Genomic DNA, 15,824 nt, shown 5'->3' with positions numbered 1-15,824 from the left:
ATCCATTACTGGAACTCGCCCTGGAAAAAACCAGGCGGGGGCACGCCAGACGCCCCCCGCGTTTTATTGCGTCAGGCTGCGCCCTGGCCTTCGGCGAGGAAGAACCAGGTTTCGAGTACCGAGTCGGGGTTCAGCGACACGCTTTCGATGCCCTGCTCCATCAGCCACTTGGCCAGGTCCGGGTGGTCCGAAGGGCCCTGGCCGCAGATGCCGATGTACTTGCCAGCCTTGTTGCACGCGGCAATGGCGTTGGCCAGCAGCTTCTTCACGGCCGGGTTACGCTCGTCGAACAGGTGGGCAATGATGCCCGAGTCACGGTCCAGGCCCAGGGTAAGCTGGGTCAGGTCGTTGGAGCCGATCGAGAAGCCGTCGAAGTACTCCAGGAATTCCTCGGCGAGAATGGCGTTGGACGGCAGCTCGCACATCATGATCACGCGCAGGCCGTTGTCGCCACGGGCCAGGCCGTTTTCGGCCAGCAGGTCGACGACCTGGCTGGCCTCGCCCAGGGTACGCACGAAGGGCACCATGATTTCAACGTTGGTCAGGCCCATCTCGTTGCGCACGCGCTTGAGCGCGCGGCACTCGAGTTCGAAGCAGTCACGGAACGACTCGCTGATGTAGCGCGAGGCACCGCGGAAGCCCAGCATCGGGTTCTCTTCTTCCGGCTCGTACAGCTTGCCGCCGATCAGGTTGGCGTACTCGTTGGACTTGAAGTCCGACAGGCGCACGATGACCTTTTTCGGGTAGAAGGCCGCGGCCAGGGTGCTGATGCCCTCGACCAGTTTCTCGACGTAGAAGCCGACCGGGTCGTTGTAGCCGGCAATGCGCTTGTCGACGCTGTCCTTGAGGTCGGCAGGCAGGCCTGCGTAGTTCAGCAGTGCCTTGGGGTGCACGCCGATCATGCGGTTGATGATGAATTCCAGGCGCGCCAGGCCCACGCCTGCGTTGGGCAACTGGGCAAAATCGAAGGCCCGGTCCGGGTTGCCGACGTTCATCATGATCTTGAACGGCAGCTCGGGCATGGCATCGACCGAGTTCTGCTTGACGTCAAAGCCCAGTTCACCCTCGAAGATGAAGCCGGTGTCGCCTTCGGCGCAGGAAACCGTGACGCCCTGGCCGTCTTTGAGCACCTGGGTGGCGTTGCCGCAACCGACCACGGCCGGAATACCCAGCTCACGGGCAATGATCGCCGCGTGGCAGGTACGCCCACCGCGGTTGGTGACAATGGCGCTGGCGCGCTTCATTACCGGTTCCCAGTCCGGGTCGGTCATGTCGGAAACCAGCACGTCGCCTGGCTGCACCTTGTCCATTTCCGATACATCGTGGATCACGCGGACCTTGCCGGCGCCGATGCGCTGGCCGATGGCACGGCCTTCGACCAGTACCGTGCCCTTTTCCTTCAGCAGGTAGCGCTCCATGACATTGGCGCTGGAGCGGCTTTTCACGGTTTCAGGGCGGGCCTGGACAATGTACAGCTTGCCGTCGTCACCGTCCTTGGCCCATTCGATGTCCATCGGGCGCTGGTAGTGCTGCTCGATGATCATCGCCTGCTTGGCCAGTTCACTGACCTCGGCGTCGCTCAGGCAGAAGCGCGCACGTTCGGCGCGGTCGACTTCCACGGTTTTCACCGAACGGCCGGCCTTGGCTTCGTCGCCATAGACCATCTTGATCGCCTTGCTGCCCAGGTTGCGGCGCAGGATAGCCGGGCGGCCAGCCTGCAGGGTGTTCTTGTGCACGTAGAATTCGTCAGGGTTGACCGCACCCTGTACCACGGTTTCACCCAGGCCATAGGCGCCGGTGATGAACACCACGTCGCGGAAGCCCGATTCGGTATCGAGGGTGAACATGACACCGGCGGTGCCGGTTTCGGAACGAACCATGCGCTGCACACCGGCAGACAGGGCGACCAGTTTGTGATCGAAGCCCTGGTGCACGCGGTAGGCAATGGCACGGTCGTTGAACAGCGAAGCGAACACTTCCTTGGCCGCGCGGATCACGTTGTCCACGCCACGGATGTTGAGGAACGTTTCCTGCTGGCCGGCGAACGAGGCGTCCGGCAAGTCTTCAGCAGTGGCAGAGGAGCGCACGGCAACGGCCATGTTGTCGTTGCCAGCGGCCATTTCGGCAAACGCCGTACGGATTTCCGAATCCAGACGCGCCGGGAAGTCGGCTTCCATGACCCACTGGCGGATCTGCGCGCCGGTCTTGGTCAGGGCGTTGATGTCATCCACGTCGAGGGCGTCGAGCGCCGCATGGATTCGGTCGTTGAGGCCACTCTGCTCGAGAAAATCGCGGTACGCCTGCGCCGTAGTGGCAAAGCCGCCCGGCACCGATACACCAGCACCGGCAAGGTTGCTGATCATCTCGCCCAGGGATGCGTTCTTGCCCCCCACATGCTCCACATCATGGACGCCGAGCTTATCGAGGGAAACTACGTACTCTACCAAGGTGATCTCTCCACTAACTGTGTTGGAAAAGCTCAAAGGGCGCCCGCCTGTCCGCTATGACTTGGCCGGGCGTTTGTGGCCTGTACCTGGAAAATAGGCTTTGCAAATGTGGCAGAATGTCGACAGCCGCATTCGGCAAACCGAACTTATCATATCCAAGAATCTTCATCAGCTTAAGGCCCAGGTCGCAAATGAAACGAACCGCGTTCTTCATCTCCGATGGCACCGGTATCACAGCCGAAACCCTGGGCCAGAGTCTGCTCGCGCAATTCGAGAGCATCCCGTTCAACAAATTCACCCGGCCGTACATCGATTCGCCCGACAAGGCGCGGACCATGGTCCAGCAGATCAATGCCGCGGCCGAGCGTGACGGGGTGCGCCCGATCATCTTCGACACCATCGTCAACCAGGACATACGTGAGATCCTGGCCACGTCGAATGGCTTCATGATCGACATCTTTTCGTCGTTTTTATCCCCCCTTGAGCAGGAATTGACCGCCCATTCGTCTTATTCCGTGGGTAAGTCCCATTCGATCGGCGGCAATTCCAACTACATGGAACGCATCGAGGCGGTGAACTTCGCCCTGGACAACGACGACGGCGCGCGCACGCACTACTACGACAAGGCCGACCTGATCCTGGTGGGGGTGTCGCGCTGCGGCAAGACCCCAACCTGCCTGTACATGGCCATGCAGTTTGGCATCCGCGCCGCCAACTACCCCCTGACCGAAGACGACATGGAACGCCTGCAGTTGCCGGCAGTGCTGAAAAAGCACCACAACAAGCTGTTCGGCCTGACCATCGACCCTGACCGCCTCACGGCCATCCGCCACGAGCGCAAGCCCAACAGTCGTTACTCAAGCTTTGCCCAGTGCGAGTTCGAGGTGCGCGAGGTGGAGAGCCTGTTCCGCCGGGAGAACATTCCCAACATCAATTCCACGCATTTTTCGGTGGAAGAGATTTCGGCGAAGATCCTGGTGGAGAAAGGCGTGGAGCGGCGGTTCAAGTAGGAAAGCTTCAAGCTTCAAGCTTCAAGCTTCAAGCTTCAAGAAAAAGCGGGGGCTGTGTACACGATCTAAACGGTGCTAAAGCCAGAAGCTGCAAGCGAAACCAGTGAGGTCCGCTTGCAGCTTGTAGCTTGTAGCTTGTAGCTTGTAGCTTGTAGCTTGTAGCTTGTAGCTTGTAGCTTGCAGCTTGCAGCTTAAGAAGGCACCACCGCTGCCTGCCCGCTCATGGCCAGGTCGACCAGCTCGCGGTTGGCCACCGCATACATCGCATAGTCGTTGCCGCTGGCATTGCGCAGGTCATCGAGCATCGCGCGCCAGCGCTCTACCATCACCCGGTGCTGCTCGGCCCACAGCGCCACACGGGCGTCCATGTCTTGCGGCCCGTCGGCCATTTGCAGGACCGAAATGGTGATCGCCCGCTGCTGCAAGTCGATGTCATCACGGAAGGCCTCGCGGGCCAGCGCCTGCCAGTTGTTTTCCACCGGCAGGTTGCTGATTTCCTGCAGGTACCAGGTCAGGTCCAGCGCGCTGCCCACGGCGAAGAACGCCTTGGCCACCTGCGCCGGCTCATGCCCGGTAACGTCAGCCGCTTCGATGATCGGCAGCAACGTGTACAGGTGGCTGGTACCGGCCACCATGCGCGCCAGCAGTTCCGGCACGCCAGCCTCGACGAAGCCCTGGTAGCGCACCATCCAGCGTTCGCGAGTCGGGCCTTCGAGCAACTCATCCAGCTTGAGCCCGAGCTGCGCGATTTTCGGCCCGAAGTGCGCGGTGTCGCGCCCGGCGTCCTGCTCGTTGCGGCGGCTGCGCAGGAACCAGCGGGTCGCGCGGCGGCCCAGGCGCATCAGCTCGTCCATCAAGGTCAGCTGGACCTCCGCCGGCACCTGGTAGTCGAGGGCCTCGATCTGGCGGAACCAGTGCGGCAGGTGGAAGATGTCGCGCACGATCACGTAGGCCCCGGCCACGTTGGCAGGGCTCATGCCAGTCGACTCCTTCAGGCGCTGGACGAAGGTGATGCCCATATTGTTGACCAGGTCGTTGGCGATCTGGGTGCTGACGATTTCACGCTTCAGGCGGTGGCGGCGCATGGATTCGGCGAACTTGCTGACCAGCGACGGCGGGAAGGCGGTTTCCATGTCGCGGGTCAGGTAGTCGTCGTCGGGCACCTGCGACTTCAGCAACTGCTCCTTGAGGTCGATCTTGCTGTACGAGATCAGCACCGACAGCTCGGCACGGGTCAGGCCATGGCCGGCGGCCAGGCGTTCGGCCAGTTGCTCCTCGGACGGCAGGAACTCGATGGCACGGTCCAGCTTGCCCCGCGCCTCCAGGTCAGCCATCAGGCGCTTGTACTCGGCAATGCGTTCGCGGGCGCGGCGGGCGGCCAGCGACAACGCCTGGGTCTGCTTGTAGTTGTTGCCCAGCACCAGGCTGGCGACTTCATCGGTCATGCTGCCGAGCAGCTGGTTACGCTGCTTCTCGGTCATGTCGCCACCCTGCACCACTTCATTGAGCAGGATCTTGATATTGACCTCGTGGTCAGAGCAGTCCACGCCGCCGGCGTTGTCGATGAAGTCGGTGTTGGTCGCCCCGCCGTGCAGGCCGAACTCCACCCGGCCAAGCTGGGTCATGCCCAGGTTGCCACCCTCGCCCACCACCTTGCAGCGCAGCTCGTTGCCGTTGACCCGCAGCGCGTCGTTGGCCTTGTCGCCGACGTCGGCGTGGCTTTCGCTGCTGGCCTTGACGTAGGTGCCGATCCCGCCATTCCACAGCAGATCGACCGGGGCCTTGAGCAACGCGTTCAGCAACTCGGTCGGGGTCAGGCGGTCGGCTTCGATGGCGAAGCGTTCTTTCATCTGCGGGCTGATCGCAATGCTCTTGGCGCTGCGCGGGAAGATGCCACCGCCTTCGGACATGATGCTGGTGTCGTAGTCGGTCCAGGCCGAGCGCGGCAGGTCGAACAGGCGCTTGCGCTCGGCGAAGCTGGAAGCCGGCTCGGGGTTGGGGTCGATGAAGATGTGCAGGTGGTTGAACGCGGCCACCAATTGCAGTTTGTCGGACATCAGCAGGCCGTTGCCGAATACGTCGCCGGCCATGTCCCCCACACCGATGACGGTGATCGGGTCTTCCTGCACATTGATGCCGCGCTCACGGAAGTGCCGCTGCACGCCGACCCAGGCGCCGCGGGCGGTAATGCCCATTTTCTTGTGGTCGTAGCCGGCCGAACCGCCCGAGGCGAAGGCGTCGCCCAGCCAGAAACCGTAGTCGATGGCAATGCCGTTGGCGATGTCGGAGAAGGTCGCGGTGCCCTTGTCGGCCGCCACCACCAGGTACGGGTCGTCATCGTCGTGGCGCACCACGTTGGCCGGCGGCACCACGCCGCCATCCTTGAGGTTGTCGGTGATGTCGAGCAGGCCGGAAATGAAGATGCGGTAGCACGCCACGCCTTCGGCCGCGATCTCGTCACGGCTGCCGCCCAGCGGCAGGCGCCGCGGCAGGAAGCCGCCCTTGGCACCCACCGGCACGATCACCGAGTTCTTCACCTGCTGGGCCTTGACCAGGCCGAGCACTTCGGTACGGAAGTCTTCTTCGCGGTCGGACCAGCGCAGGCCGCCACGGGCTACGTTGCCAAAGCGCAGGTGCACGCCCTCGACCCGCGGCGAATAGACGAATATCTCGAACTTGGGCACCGGCTTGGGCAGCTCGGGAATCAGCCGCGGGTTGAACTTGAAGCTGAAATACGACTTGTTCTGGCCGTTGGCGTCCGGTTGGTAGAAGTTGGTGCGCAGGGTGGCCTTGATCAGGTCCAGGTAGCGGCGCAGGATGCGGTCTTCGTTGAGTACCTGCACCTCGTCCAGCGCGGTCAGAATGGCCTGTTCCAGGCGCTGCTGCTTGTCGTCCAGGTCGTCCTGGGTCAGCTTGCGCGCTAGGTAGAAGCGGGTCTTGAACAGCCGGGTCAACTCACGGGCGATGTCGGTGTGGTTGTTCAGGGTGCTGGCGATGTAGCCAAGGTCGAAGCCCAGGCGGATCTGCTTGAGGTAACGGGCGTAGGCACGCAGCAGTGCCACGTCGCGCCAAGGCAGGCCGGCGGTCAGCACCAGGCGGTTGAAGGCATCGTTCTCGGCATCGCCGCGCACGATATGGATGAACGCGTCCTGCAGGGTGTCATTGAGCTGCTGGATATCCAGGCTAAGGCCTTCGCTGTAGGTGAAGGCGAAGTCGTGGATCCAGTACTCACGGCCACTGGCATGGCGCAGCCGGTACGGGAACTCGCCGAGTACGCGCAGGCCGAGGTTTTCCAGAATCGGCAACACATCGGACAGCGCCAGCGGCGTGTCCACGTGGTACAGCTTGCAGTGCAGGATGCGCTCGCCGACCTGGGTCAACGGCTGGTAGAAGCTCATCGCCAGGGGCTTGCTTTCCGACAGGTTGAGCACGTGCTGCAGGTCGACCACCGCCGAGTGGGCGGCGAAACGCTCGCGGTAGCCCGCCGGGAAGCCGGTGGGGAAGTCGGCCAGGATGTTGGTGCCCTGGGCTTCGCCGAAGTTCTCCACGACCAGCGCAGAATAGTCGTCGCGCCACGAGCGGCAGGCCTGCACCACTTCGCGCTCCAGCTGCTGCGGGTCGATGTCGATGCGGTTTTTCGGGTCGACCCGCAGAATCAGCTGCACGCGGGCCAGCACCGACTCGGAGAAGAACGTCCAGAACTCGCAGTCGCTGGCCTTCAGGCGCTCCATCAATACCTGCTGGATCTTCTGCCGCACTTCGGTGGAGTAGATTTCCCGCGGCACGTAGGCCAGGCAGTAGCAGAAGCGGCCGTACGGGTCCTTGCGCAGGAACACGCGGATCTTGTTGCGCTCCTGGATCTGCACGATCGCCATGACTGTGGTGAACAGCTCGTCGATCGGCGTCTGGAACAGGTCGTCGCGCGGCAGCACCTCCAGCACCTGGGCCAGCTCCTTGCCCAGGTGAGCCTTGGGATCGAAGCCCGAGCGGCGCTCCACTTCCGCGACCTTGCCGCGGATGTATGGAATGGCATGCACGCTTTCGCCGTACACCGACGAGGTGTACAGGCCCATGAAGCGGTGCTCCTTGATGACCTTGCCGTCGGCGTCCAGCTGGCGGATCGAGACGTAGTCCGGGTAGGCCGGGCGGTGCACGCGGCTGGGCAGCGCGGCCTTGGCGAACGACAGCAGCAGCGGCTCGTTGAGGTAGGCCACGGCGTAGTCTTCGATGCGCAGTTCGTCGGCCGTCAGGCCCACACGCAGGCGGCGCGGCAGGCCGAGGAACGACTGTTCGTCGTAGACCATCTGGCCGCCATCGGCGGTGCTGGCAACGGTGAATTCCTCATAGCCGAGGAAGGTGAAGTGGTTGTCCAGCAGCCACTCGAGGAAGGCCTTGACCTCGCCCTTCTCGTTTTGCGCCGGGCCGAACGCGGTTTGCTCCACCTTGGCGAGCACTTCCTGCAGCTTGGCTTTCATCGGCTCGAAGTCGGCAACCGCCACCCGAACCTCGGCCAGCACCTGTTCGATCTCGCGGGTCAGCACGGCCAGTTCGGCGGCGTTGGCGCAGCGGTCGATCTCCAGGTACATCAGCGACTCGTGCTGCACCCCCTCGCCCCGGCTGCCCTTGGGCAGCAGTTCCAGCAGCTCGCCGTTGGCGCCCCGGCGCACGCTGAGCACGGTGGTTTGCAGGGTGTGGATGCTATAGCCGCGGCGGTTGAGCTCGGTACGTACTGAGTCGACGAGGAACGGCAGGTCGTGGTGCAGCACCTCGACCACGGTGTGGGTCGACTGCCAGCCGTTGCGTTCGTAATCGGGGTTGTACACGCGTACTTGCGGGGACTCGGGGTCGAAACGCTCGATGATGCGCCAGGCCGACAGGGTGCAGCCGGCCAGGTCGGAAAGCCTGCGCTGGGTGAGTTCGTCCAGAGAGATGATGCCGAAGAACTGATCGGCGAACAGCGCCACTTGTGGCAGGGACTGTTCGCTGATGTGCTGCGCCAGGGCCGCTTGCAGTTGGTGCTGGAAGTCGGCTTTGCTGGCTGCGGTGAAGAACGCCATCTGTGGTACTCCGCTTGGGCTTTGTAATAGTTGAAGCGTCGCTGCGTGCGCCATTTACGGATCAACGATAGCCAACCCGTGGCAAGGCGGACGGTAAAAACCAGAGGTGGAACGTGCGCAGGCACGCCCGGGCTTGGCGAAGCTTAACGACTGATCGGTCATCAAGGCTTGCAGCGCTGCGACAATTTCGGTCAAGGGGCGGTAACTTTACGTTTATGCATGTAGCCAAGACTGTCAGAATTCCCTTCCGTTTCCTTTGATCCGAGCCTGCTCATGCAAATCAACACCGCCCTGCTGTTCGCCACCCCTTGCGATGACGAGGAAGACAACATGGCGACCCTGTGCTGCCACAGCGACAAGGGCCAGATGTTCCTGCTTACCCGCTACCCGGACGAAGACACCGTCGACCTGACCCTGGATGACGAGCCGTCGACGCTGGATGGGCTGAAAGTGACCCTGAGTGCCAAGCGCCTGCTGATCGAAGTGGCCGCCGGTGACCGCGATGCGCTGAAGGGGGATGAGGTGCTGGAAATCAACCTGACCAGCGACCTCAGTGACCTGGATGAGGTGAAGGAAACCCTGGAGAACATCCTGGCCGGCACTGGCACCTTCGTCTGCGAGCTTTAGGGCTTCATACGCCGCGCGTCGCCCCTGCTCATGCCAGCGCTTGTTGCATTGCTTTAGCCTGCGCCCGCAATGCCTCACAAAACGGCTCCACCGCAGCCGAAGCCGGCCGATGATCCGGGCGGATCAGCATCACCTGGTACGGCACCGACACCCGCAACGGCCGGATCGGCAGCCCGCCCTGCGCGGCCTCCAGCCCGCTCAGCGGGTTGATGATGGCAACCCCCAGGCCCTGGCGCACCATGGCGCAGACCGAGGCCGCACTGGTCGTCTCGATCACTGTGCGGCGGTTCACACCCGCCGCGCGAAAGTGCTGGTCCAGTCGCTGGCGGTAGGTGTCCAGGCTGGCCAGGTTGATGAAATCGACTTCGTGAAAATCGCTCAACGCCAGCTCGGCCTTGGCCTGCAACGGGTGGTGTTCGGGCAGCACGCACACCATGTTGGCGCTGAACAGCCGCTCCCCATACGCCCCGCGCGGTATCTGCTCGACCTCGGTCAGGCCCAGGTCGTGCTGCTGGGCCACCAGGGACTCCTCCAGCAACGGCGATTCCTGGGCCAGAATGCTCACACTCACCCCCCGGTGCTGCTGGTGGAAGCGCTGGCAGGCCTTGGGCAGCAGGGTTTGCGAGAACAGCGGCAGGCAGGTGATGGCCAACCGGCCTTGCTCGAAATTGCGAATGGCCTGGGCAAAGCGGTCGATCCGTTCCAGCCCGACATAGGCGCGCTCCACCTCCTCGATCAACAGCAGTGCCTGGGCTGTCGGCACCAGCCGCCCACCTTCGCGCTGGAACAGGTTCAGCCCGGTGACCTGCTCCAGCCGGGCCAGCTCGCGGCTGACGGTGGGCTGCGAAGTGAACAGCAGGCGAGCTGCGGCGGTGACGCTGCCCGCCGCCATGATGGCGCGGAACACTTCGATATGGCGGACGGACAATTTCACGGCAACGCCCTGCGTAATGACAATGGCCATATCAGATATGAATGGCCGACAGAAAAAAAGCTATTTTTCTGAATTCCTGCTTTATCGCATCCTGCTTTCATTCCTGGTATCACCTGAGCGAGTAGCGCCAACATGACAACACCCTTCACCCTCCTGGCCGAGGCAGTGCGCCAACATGGCTCGCCGTTGTGGGCCTACGACACCGGCACCATCGCAGAGCGTGTCGAACAGCTGAAGGTGTTCGACACCGTACGCTTCGCCCAGAAAGCCAACCCCAACCTGCACGTGCTGCGCCTGATGCGCGGCCACGGCCTGGTGCTGGACGCCGTGTCGCTGGGCGAGATGGAGCGGGCCTTCGCTGCCGGCGCCAGCGTTCAGGGCGACCCGGCCGGCGTGGTGCTGACCTGCGATGCACTGGACCGGCCTACCCTGGAGCGGGTGGTGGCAGAAAAGATCGAAGTGAACGCCGGCTCCATCGACATGCTGCGCCAGCTGGGCGAGCGCTCCCCTGGCCACCGCGTGTGGGTCCGCATCAACCCCGGCTTTGGCCACGGCCACAGCCGCAAGACCAACACCGGCGGTGAAAACAGCAAGCACGGCATTTGGCATGAGCAGTTGGACGAAGCGCTGGGCGTGATCAAGGCACACGGCCTGCACCTGGTCGGCGTGCACATGCACATTGGCTCGGGCGTGGATTACCAGCACCTGGAACAGGTAGCCCGCTCGATGATCGAACTGGTCGGCCGCCTGGGGGTGGACATCGAGGCGTTTTCCATCGGGGGCGGGCTTTCCACCCCCTACCGCAGCAGCGACAAGCCGGTCGACCTGCAGCGCTACGCCCAGACCTGGGCAGTGGCACGCAAGGAAATCGAAGCGATGCTCGGCCACCCGGTGCGTATGGAGATCGAACCCGGCCGCTTCCTGGTGGCCGAGTGCGGCTACCTGGTGGCCGAGGTACGGGCGGTGAAACAGGTGGGGCGCAATACCTTCGTGATGATCGACGCCGGCTTCAACGACCTGATGCGCCCGGCCATGTACGGCGCCTACCACGGCATGACCCTGCTCGATGCCAACGGCCAGCCGGTGGAGCGCCCACGCCAGCCAACCGTGGTGGCCGGGCCGCTGTGCGAGTCGGGTGACGTATTCACCCAGGACGACCAGGAACTCACCCCGCAAGACCTGCCGCAAGCACAGGTGGGCGACCTGCTGGTAATTCACGATGCCGGGGCCTATGGCGCATCGATGTCGTCCAACTACAACAGCCGGCCACTGCTGCCAGAGTTCCTGATCGAGAACGGTGCACTGCGGATGATCCGCCGGCGGCAGATCGTGCAGGACCTGCTGGATCTGGAAGCGGGCCTTTAAGCACCCTTCTGCCGGCTAGGCCATACCGCCCATGTAGTGCTCGAGGCGGCCGCGCAGCCAGCGCTCGGCCGGGTCATTGTCGGTAGTGCTCAGCCAGACCATGGCCAGCTCCAGCGCCGTGGCGGCGAACGGCAGTTGCTCGGCCTGCAGGTTGCCCCAGCGCTCCATCCCCTGGGCCGCGTAGTCGGGGCAGCAGGCCAGCAGTTCGGTACCGGCCAGGATCGCCGGCAGCGTACTGAATTGCGGCACCGACAACACCACCTGGCGTTCGCGCCCCAACTCCTTGAGCCAGTCATCGACTACACCGTGGGTATTGGCCGTGGGCGAGCACCGACAAGCACCTGGTCGAGTCAACGTTGGTAGATAACCTGGCAGGGCGGCCCTTGGCGGCGACCCGATTGCCCGACAACGGACAGTCCGGTTACCCTTGCTTCTCGTCCCCTCACGGCCGCCCCAGCCGTGCTCCGCCCAGGCTCCCACCGCGATGAACCGTAAAGCTGACCCGCCACCGTCCGACTGGGTAATCCGCAGCGACCAGCCGGGCGGCATTGAGCGTATCGAGGCCTGGTTCGGCAGCCACGGTTACGACCCGCATCGCCACGATACCTACTCGGTCGGGCGAACCCTGGCCGGCGTGCAAAGCTTCCATTACAAGGGCTCGCTGCGCCACGGCATACCCGGCAACACCCTGGTGCTGCACCCGGACGAGCTGCATGACGGCATGGCCGGCACCAACGCAGGCTTTCGCTACCGCATGGCTTACGTAGACCCGGCCTTGATCCAGAACGTGCTGGGTGGCCAGCCGCTGCCCTTCATCGCTGGCGGGCTGTCCAGCGACCCACGGCTGTACCAGGCCAGCGAGGCACTGGTACAGGCCGTGGACCACCCGTTGGAGCCGCTGGAGCAGCAGGACGCCCTGTACGACCTGGCCATGGCCTTGTTGGCGGTCGGCGGCAAACCACGCGGGCGCAAGCGCCTGGACTACCAAGCCGCCGAACGTGCCCGAGCCTTCATCATGGCGCACCTGCACCAGAGCATTACCCTGGACATGCTCGAACAGGCCAGCGGCCGCGAGCGCTGGAGCCTGTCGCGTGATTTCCGCACGCTGTACGGCACCAGCCCCTACCGCTTCGTCACCTTGCGCCGCCTGGACTGTTTGCGGCGCATGGTGGTCGACGGGTTCAGTCTGGTCGATGCGGCGCTTGCTGCCGGCTTTCATAACCAAAGCCACATGACCCGGCATTTCACCCGTTGCTATGGGGTGCCGCCCTTGCGCTGGCTGGAGCGCCTGCGCCCCACGCGCTGACTTGCAGGATCGTACAAGATGCGCCTGTTGCAGACCGTTAGGCTGGCCACTCCACTCAACGAGGAATTGTCATGTCTGAAGCCCGTATCCCCTCCCAGCCTGCCAACCTGCTGCACAAAGCGTCGCTGATCGAGCAGCAGTGGAGCCCCAGGGTCGTTGCCGAAATGAACGACTACCAGTTCAAGGTGGTGCGCATCGAAGGCGAATTCATCTGGCACGCACACCCGGAAACCGACGAAGCGTTTCTGGTGCTGGAGGGTGTTTTGCGCATCGATCTGCCCGATGGCTGTGTGTACGTCAACCCCGGTGAGCTGTACGTCGTGCCGCGCGGTATCGAACACAGGACAGCCGCAGAGGGCGAAGCGAAACTGATGATGATCGAGCCCCGCGGCATTCTGAACACCGGGCATGAAGGCGGCGAGCGCACCGCGGTCAATGATGTCTGGATCTGACAAGAGAAGCCGCGTTATTTGTTGTGCGTAGCACTCGCCTGGCAATAATTCACCACGTTCAACTGCCAAACAGCCATTTTGCGTCTTGCTCACCCCTTTTCCATGCCTACCATCGCAACCCGATGAAAATCCACCGCCGTATAATTGGATCCAATATCGAGGGTGCCTTGAATGCGAACACTGGAAATGGACTACCGCCACGGCGACCGGGTCGCCAGCCATTGCCACGCTGAAGACCAGCTGATCTATGCCGCCAGCGGGGTAATGCGCGTCAGCAGCGCGGGAGGCGACTGGGTGATCCCCGGCGGGCATGCACTGTGGGTGCCTGCCGGGGTCAGCCACGCCATCCGCATGCAGGGCGTGGTGAGCATGCGCACGTTGCTGCTCGACGCCGGCATCGCGTGCTGCCAGGTCATCGTGGTATCCGGCTTGCTGCGCGAACTGATCCTGGCCGCGTCACGCATGCTCGACCGGCGTGACGGCGAGCATGCGCGGGCATTGATCCTGAACGAGTTGTCCGCCGCTCGGCGCATCCATGCCTTCGTGCCCACGCCCTCGCACCCGCGCTTGCGTGCCTGGTGCGAGGGCTTTCTCCAGGACCCGGCCCAGGACCTGACGCTGGCGCAGTGTGGCGCGCAGTTGAACCTGAGTGCGCGCAGCGTGGCGCGGCTGTTTCAACGCGAACTGGGCATGTCGTATGGCGAGTGGCGCGCCCGCGCGCGGGTAATGCTCAGCCAGCAATGCCTGGCGCAGGGGCAGCCGATTCTCAACGTGGCGCTAGAGCACGGTTACCAAAGTGCAAGCGCGTTCACCGCCATGTTCAAGCGCATCCTCGGCTACGCGCCGAGTGACTGGCAGCACAACCTCACACGCGGTCACTGAACAGCAGGTTGGCCCGCTTGCGCGCAGGCTTGTCCTGCTTGCGACAGCGCCGCTTCCCCATCCCTGGTTAACCTCGCATCACTCCCTTCAAGTGACCTGTGTGATGCCTTTACTGCACTTTTCTCCCTTTGCTGCCCGGCTGGGCGCCACGCTCGCCGTGCTCGGTGCCCTCACGGCGTGCACGCGGCAGCAGGCCCCCGCCGCGCCGCCACCCGTGCTGCAGGCAAACCCGTTGACCGACCTGCCGGCGGGGGTTAGCCAGCAGCCGTTACCCGCGCAATGGTGGGCGCTGTTCCAGGACCCGCAACTCAACCACTGGGTACAGCTGGCCCTGGCACATAACCAGGACCTGGCCCAAGCAGACGCCACTGTGCAGGCCATGCTGGCGGGTATCGGTGAATTCGACGCGCGCCGCTGGCCCGCCACTGCCGTGGAGGTTGGCGCAACCTATGGCAAGAGCGCCGATGACCAGACCCTGGCCGAGGCCACTGACAGCCATGCGCCGTCACAATGGCAATTCAGCCCCGGCATCGAGCTGGCCTACCAGGTGGATGTCTGGGGCCAGGTACGTGCGGCCATCGAGCGTGCCCGCGCTCAAGCCGATGCCAGCGCTGCAGCACGGGACCTGGTACGCCTGCAGGTGGTCACCCAGACCAGCCGCGCCTACCTGGCTCAATGCGTGTATGGCGCACGCCTGGCCCAGGCCAGGCAGTCGTTGCAAAGCCTCGAGCACAGCGTGCAACTGAGTGCACGCCAGCAACAGGCCGGCGTGGCAACGGCGCTCGACAGCGAGCGCCTGCTGGGCTTGCGTGAGCAGGTGCGGGCGCAACTGCCGATGCTCGTTGCCAGGCGGCAGATGGCGCTTTACGAACTGGCCATGCTCAGTGGCCAGGCGGCTGCGGCACCGGTAGGCGACTGCAGCGCCATCCCCACGGTGTCGGTGCCGCTACCGCTTGGCGATGGGTGGCGCCTGCTTGAGCGAAGGCCGGATCTGCGCCAGGCAGAACGGGAACTGCGGGCTGCTGCGCTGGAGACCGAAATCGCCCGGGCGGACCTGTACCCGAAGGTCAGCTTCGGCGCCTCGTTGACCTCCTCCGCCGCTCACCTGGCCGACCTCGGCGACAGCCGCGCGGTGATGTTCGGGATCGGCCCGCTGATTCACTGGCAGTTCCCCAACCTGAAGGCCAATCGCGCTCGGGTTGGCAAGGCCCGAGCATTGCAGCAGGCGCAGGTCGCCCGCTACCAGGGCGTGGCATTGAATGCGCTGAAAGACGTGCGCCAGGCCCTGGCGCGTTACGCCGGTGAGCGGCAGCGCCTGCAGGCACTGGAGGCAGCGCTTGGCCATAGCCAGCGGGGCTTTGCCCTGGCCCAGAACAACTACCGCGCCGGCACGGTGGACGGCCTGGCATTGCTCGACAGCGAACGCGAACTGATCCGCCTGCGCGCCAGCCAGGTCGAGGCCCAAGGGCGCCTGGCGCAGGCACAGGTCAATCTGTTCCGCGCGCTGGGTGGGCGGTGGTAGCGCGCAGCAACAACCCACAGGGACCGCGCTGGGCCGAGAGCCTTTTCAATGATCAGGGAGTGGCTGCCCTGTAACAAACGCCAAGGCCAGCGCGGTCCCTGTGGGAGATTCTATGGTTCCTGGCAAGGGTAGCCGGAGCATCTTCAGCGCCTGTGAGATCGAGCGCCGCCCGCGCGGCGCAATCGCGAGCTGCGCTCGCTCCTACGTTTGTTTCGGGCCAGT

At 63.9% G+C, this 15,824-nt stretch carries 10 protein-coding genes and 1 pseudogene; 7 read left to right on the top strand and 4 right to left on the bottom strand.

Annotation, left to right across the window (positions count from 1 at the left end; translation table 11 throughout):
* Positions 1–71 precede the first annotated feature (71 nt).
* Complete coding sequence (gene ppsA / locus DMX12_RS21775) at positions 72–2,447, bottom strand: phosphoenolpyruvate synthase (RefSeq protein WP_029887870.1); 2,376 nt, start codon at positions 2,445–2,447, stop codon at positions 72–74.
* A gap of 191 nt (positions 2,448–2,638) precedes the next feature.
* Between ppsA and DMX12_RS21770 the strand changes: the two genes are divergently transcribed.
* Entirely contained in the window at positions 2,639–3,457 is an 819-nt protein-coding gene (locus tag DMX12_RS21770; protein WP_012271263.1) for a pyruvate, water dikinase regulatory protein, read from the top strand.
* Between the two features lie 191 nt (positions 3,458–3,648).
* Here the strand turns inward: DMX12_RS21770 and DMX12_RS21765 are convergent, their stop codons facing one another.
* Positions 3,649–8,514: an NAD-glutamate dehydrogenase gene (locus DMX12_RS21765; RefSeq protein ID WP_054905095.1), complete on the bottom strand. Its 4,866-nt coding sequence runs from the start codon at positions 8,512–8,514 to the stop codon at positions 3,649–3,651.
* A 273-nt stretch (positions 8,515–8,787) separates the two neighbouring features.
* Here DMX12_RS21765 and DMX12_RS21760 point away from each other — a divergent pair, with 273 nt between their 5' ends.
* Positions 8,788–9,141 (top strand): hypothetical protein, encoded by a 354-nt coding sequence (locus DMX12_RS21760; RefSeq protein ID WP_009684028.1) that lies wholly within the window; start codon positions 8,788–8,790, stop codon positions 9,139–9,141.
* 28 nt (positions 9,142–9,169) lie between these two features.
* On the opposite strand, the gene DMX12_RS21755 is transcribed toward DMX12_RS21760, so the two are convergent.
* Positions 9,170–10,075 carry a LysR family transcriptional regulator gene (locus DMX12_RS21755; protein ID WP_110679432.1) on the bottom strand — a complete coding sequence of 302 codons (906 nt, stop codon included), beginning with the start codon at positions 10,073–10,075 and terminating at the stop codon, positions 9,170–9,172.
* A 132-nt stretch (positions 10,076–10,207) separates the two neighbouring features.
* On the opposite strand from DMX12_RS21755, the gene lysA reads away from it, so the two are divergent.
* Complete coding sequence (lysA, locus tag DMX12_RS21750; protein ID WP_110679419.1) at positions 10,208–11,440, top strand: diaminopimelate decarboxylase; 1,233 nt, start codon at positions 10,208–10,210, stop codon at positions 11,438–11,440.
* A 15-nt stretch (positions 11,441–11,455) separates the two neighbouring features.
* Here lysA and DMX12_RS21745 read toward each other — a convergent pair.
* Positions 11,456–11,770: pseudogene (locus tag DMX12_RS21745) on the bottom strand (LysR substrate-binding domain-containing protein); the annotation flags it as partial.
* Between the two features lie 154 nt (positions 11,771–11,924).
* Between DMX12_RS21745 and DMX12_RS21740 the strand changes: the two are divergent.
* The 4 genes from DMX12_RS21740 (at position 11,925) to DMX12_RS21725 (ending at position 15,602) form a co-directional block, all read left to right on the top strand.
* Positions 11,925–12,746 (top strand): AraC family transcriptional regulator, encoded by an 822-nt coding sequence (locus DMX12_RS21740; protein WP_110679418.1) that lies wholly within the window; start codon positions 11,925–11,927, stop codon positions 12,744–12,746.
* A 71-nt stretch (positions 12,747–12,817) separates the two neighbouring features.
* Positions 12,818–13,198 carry a cupin domain-containing protein gene (locus DMX12_RS21735; RefSeq protein WP_009684033.1) on the top strand — a complete coding sequence of 127 codons (381 nt, stop codon included), beginning with the start codon at positions 12,818–12,820 and terminating at the stop codon, positions 13,196–13,198.
* Positions 13,199–13,369: 171 nt separating this feature from the next.
* Positions 13,370–14,080: a helix-turn-helix transcriptional regulator gene (locus tag DMX12_RS21730; RefSeq protein ID WP_110679417.1), complete on the top strand. Its 711-nt coding sequence runs from the start codon at positions 13,370–13,372 to the stop codon at positions 14,078–14,080.
* A 103-nt stretch (positions 14,081–14,183) separates the two neighbouring features.
* Positions 14,184–15,602, top strand: a complete 1,419-nt coding sequence (locus DMX12_RS21725) for an efflux transporter outer membrane subunit (protein ID WP_232108577.1) — start codon at positions 14,184–14,186, stop codon at positions 15,600–15,602.
* Positions 15,603–15,824 lie beyond the last annotated feature (222 nt).

This window comes from Pseudomonas sp. MB-090624 (genome assembly GCF_003205245.1).
Taxonomy (GTDB): domain Bacteria; phylum Pseudomonadota; class Gammaproteobacteria; order Pseudomonadales; family Pseudomonadaceae; genus Aquipseudomonas; species Aquipseudomonas juntendi.
This window is presented reverse-complemented; position numbering and strand designations above follow the sequence as displayed.

What these genes read in the sequence shown, in the direction of transcription:
- DMX12_RS21740 (WP_110679418.1), top strand. Translation starts at nt 11,925, where the DNA reads ATGAACCGTAAAGCTGACCCGCCACCGTCCGACTGGGTAATCCGCAGC.
- DMX12_RS21765 (WP_054905095.1), bottom strand. Translation starts at nt 8,514, where the DNA reads ATGGCGTTCTTCACCGCAGCCAGCAAAGCCGACTTCCAGCACCAACTG.
- lysA (WP_110679419.1), top strand. Translation starts at nt 10,208, where the DNA reads ATGACAACACCCTTCACCCTCCTGGCCGAGGCAGTGCGCCAACATGGC.
- DMX12_RS21725 (WP_232108577.1), top strand. Translation starts at nt 14,184, where the DNA reads ATGCCTTTACTGCACTTTTCTCCCTTTGCTGCCCGGCTGGGCGCCACG.
- DMX12_RS21730 (WP_110679417.1), top strand. Translation starts at nt 13,370, where the DNA reads ATGCGAACACTGGAAATGGACTACCGCCACGGCGACCGGGTCGCCAGC.
- DMX12_RS21770 (WP_012271263.1), top strand. Translation starts at nt 2,639, where the DNA reads ATGAAACGAACCGCGTTCTTCATCTCCGATGGCACCGGTATCACAGCC.
- DMX12_RS21760 (WP_009684028.1), top strand. Translation starts at nt 8,788, where the DNA reads ATGCAAATCAACACCGCCCTGCTGTTCGCCACCCCTTGCGATGACGAG.
- DMX12_RS21735 (WP_009684033.1), top strand. Translation starts at nt 12,818, where the DNA reads ATGTCTGAAGCCCGTATCCCCTCCCAGCCTGCCAACCTGCTGCACAAA.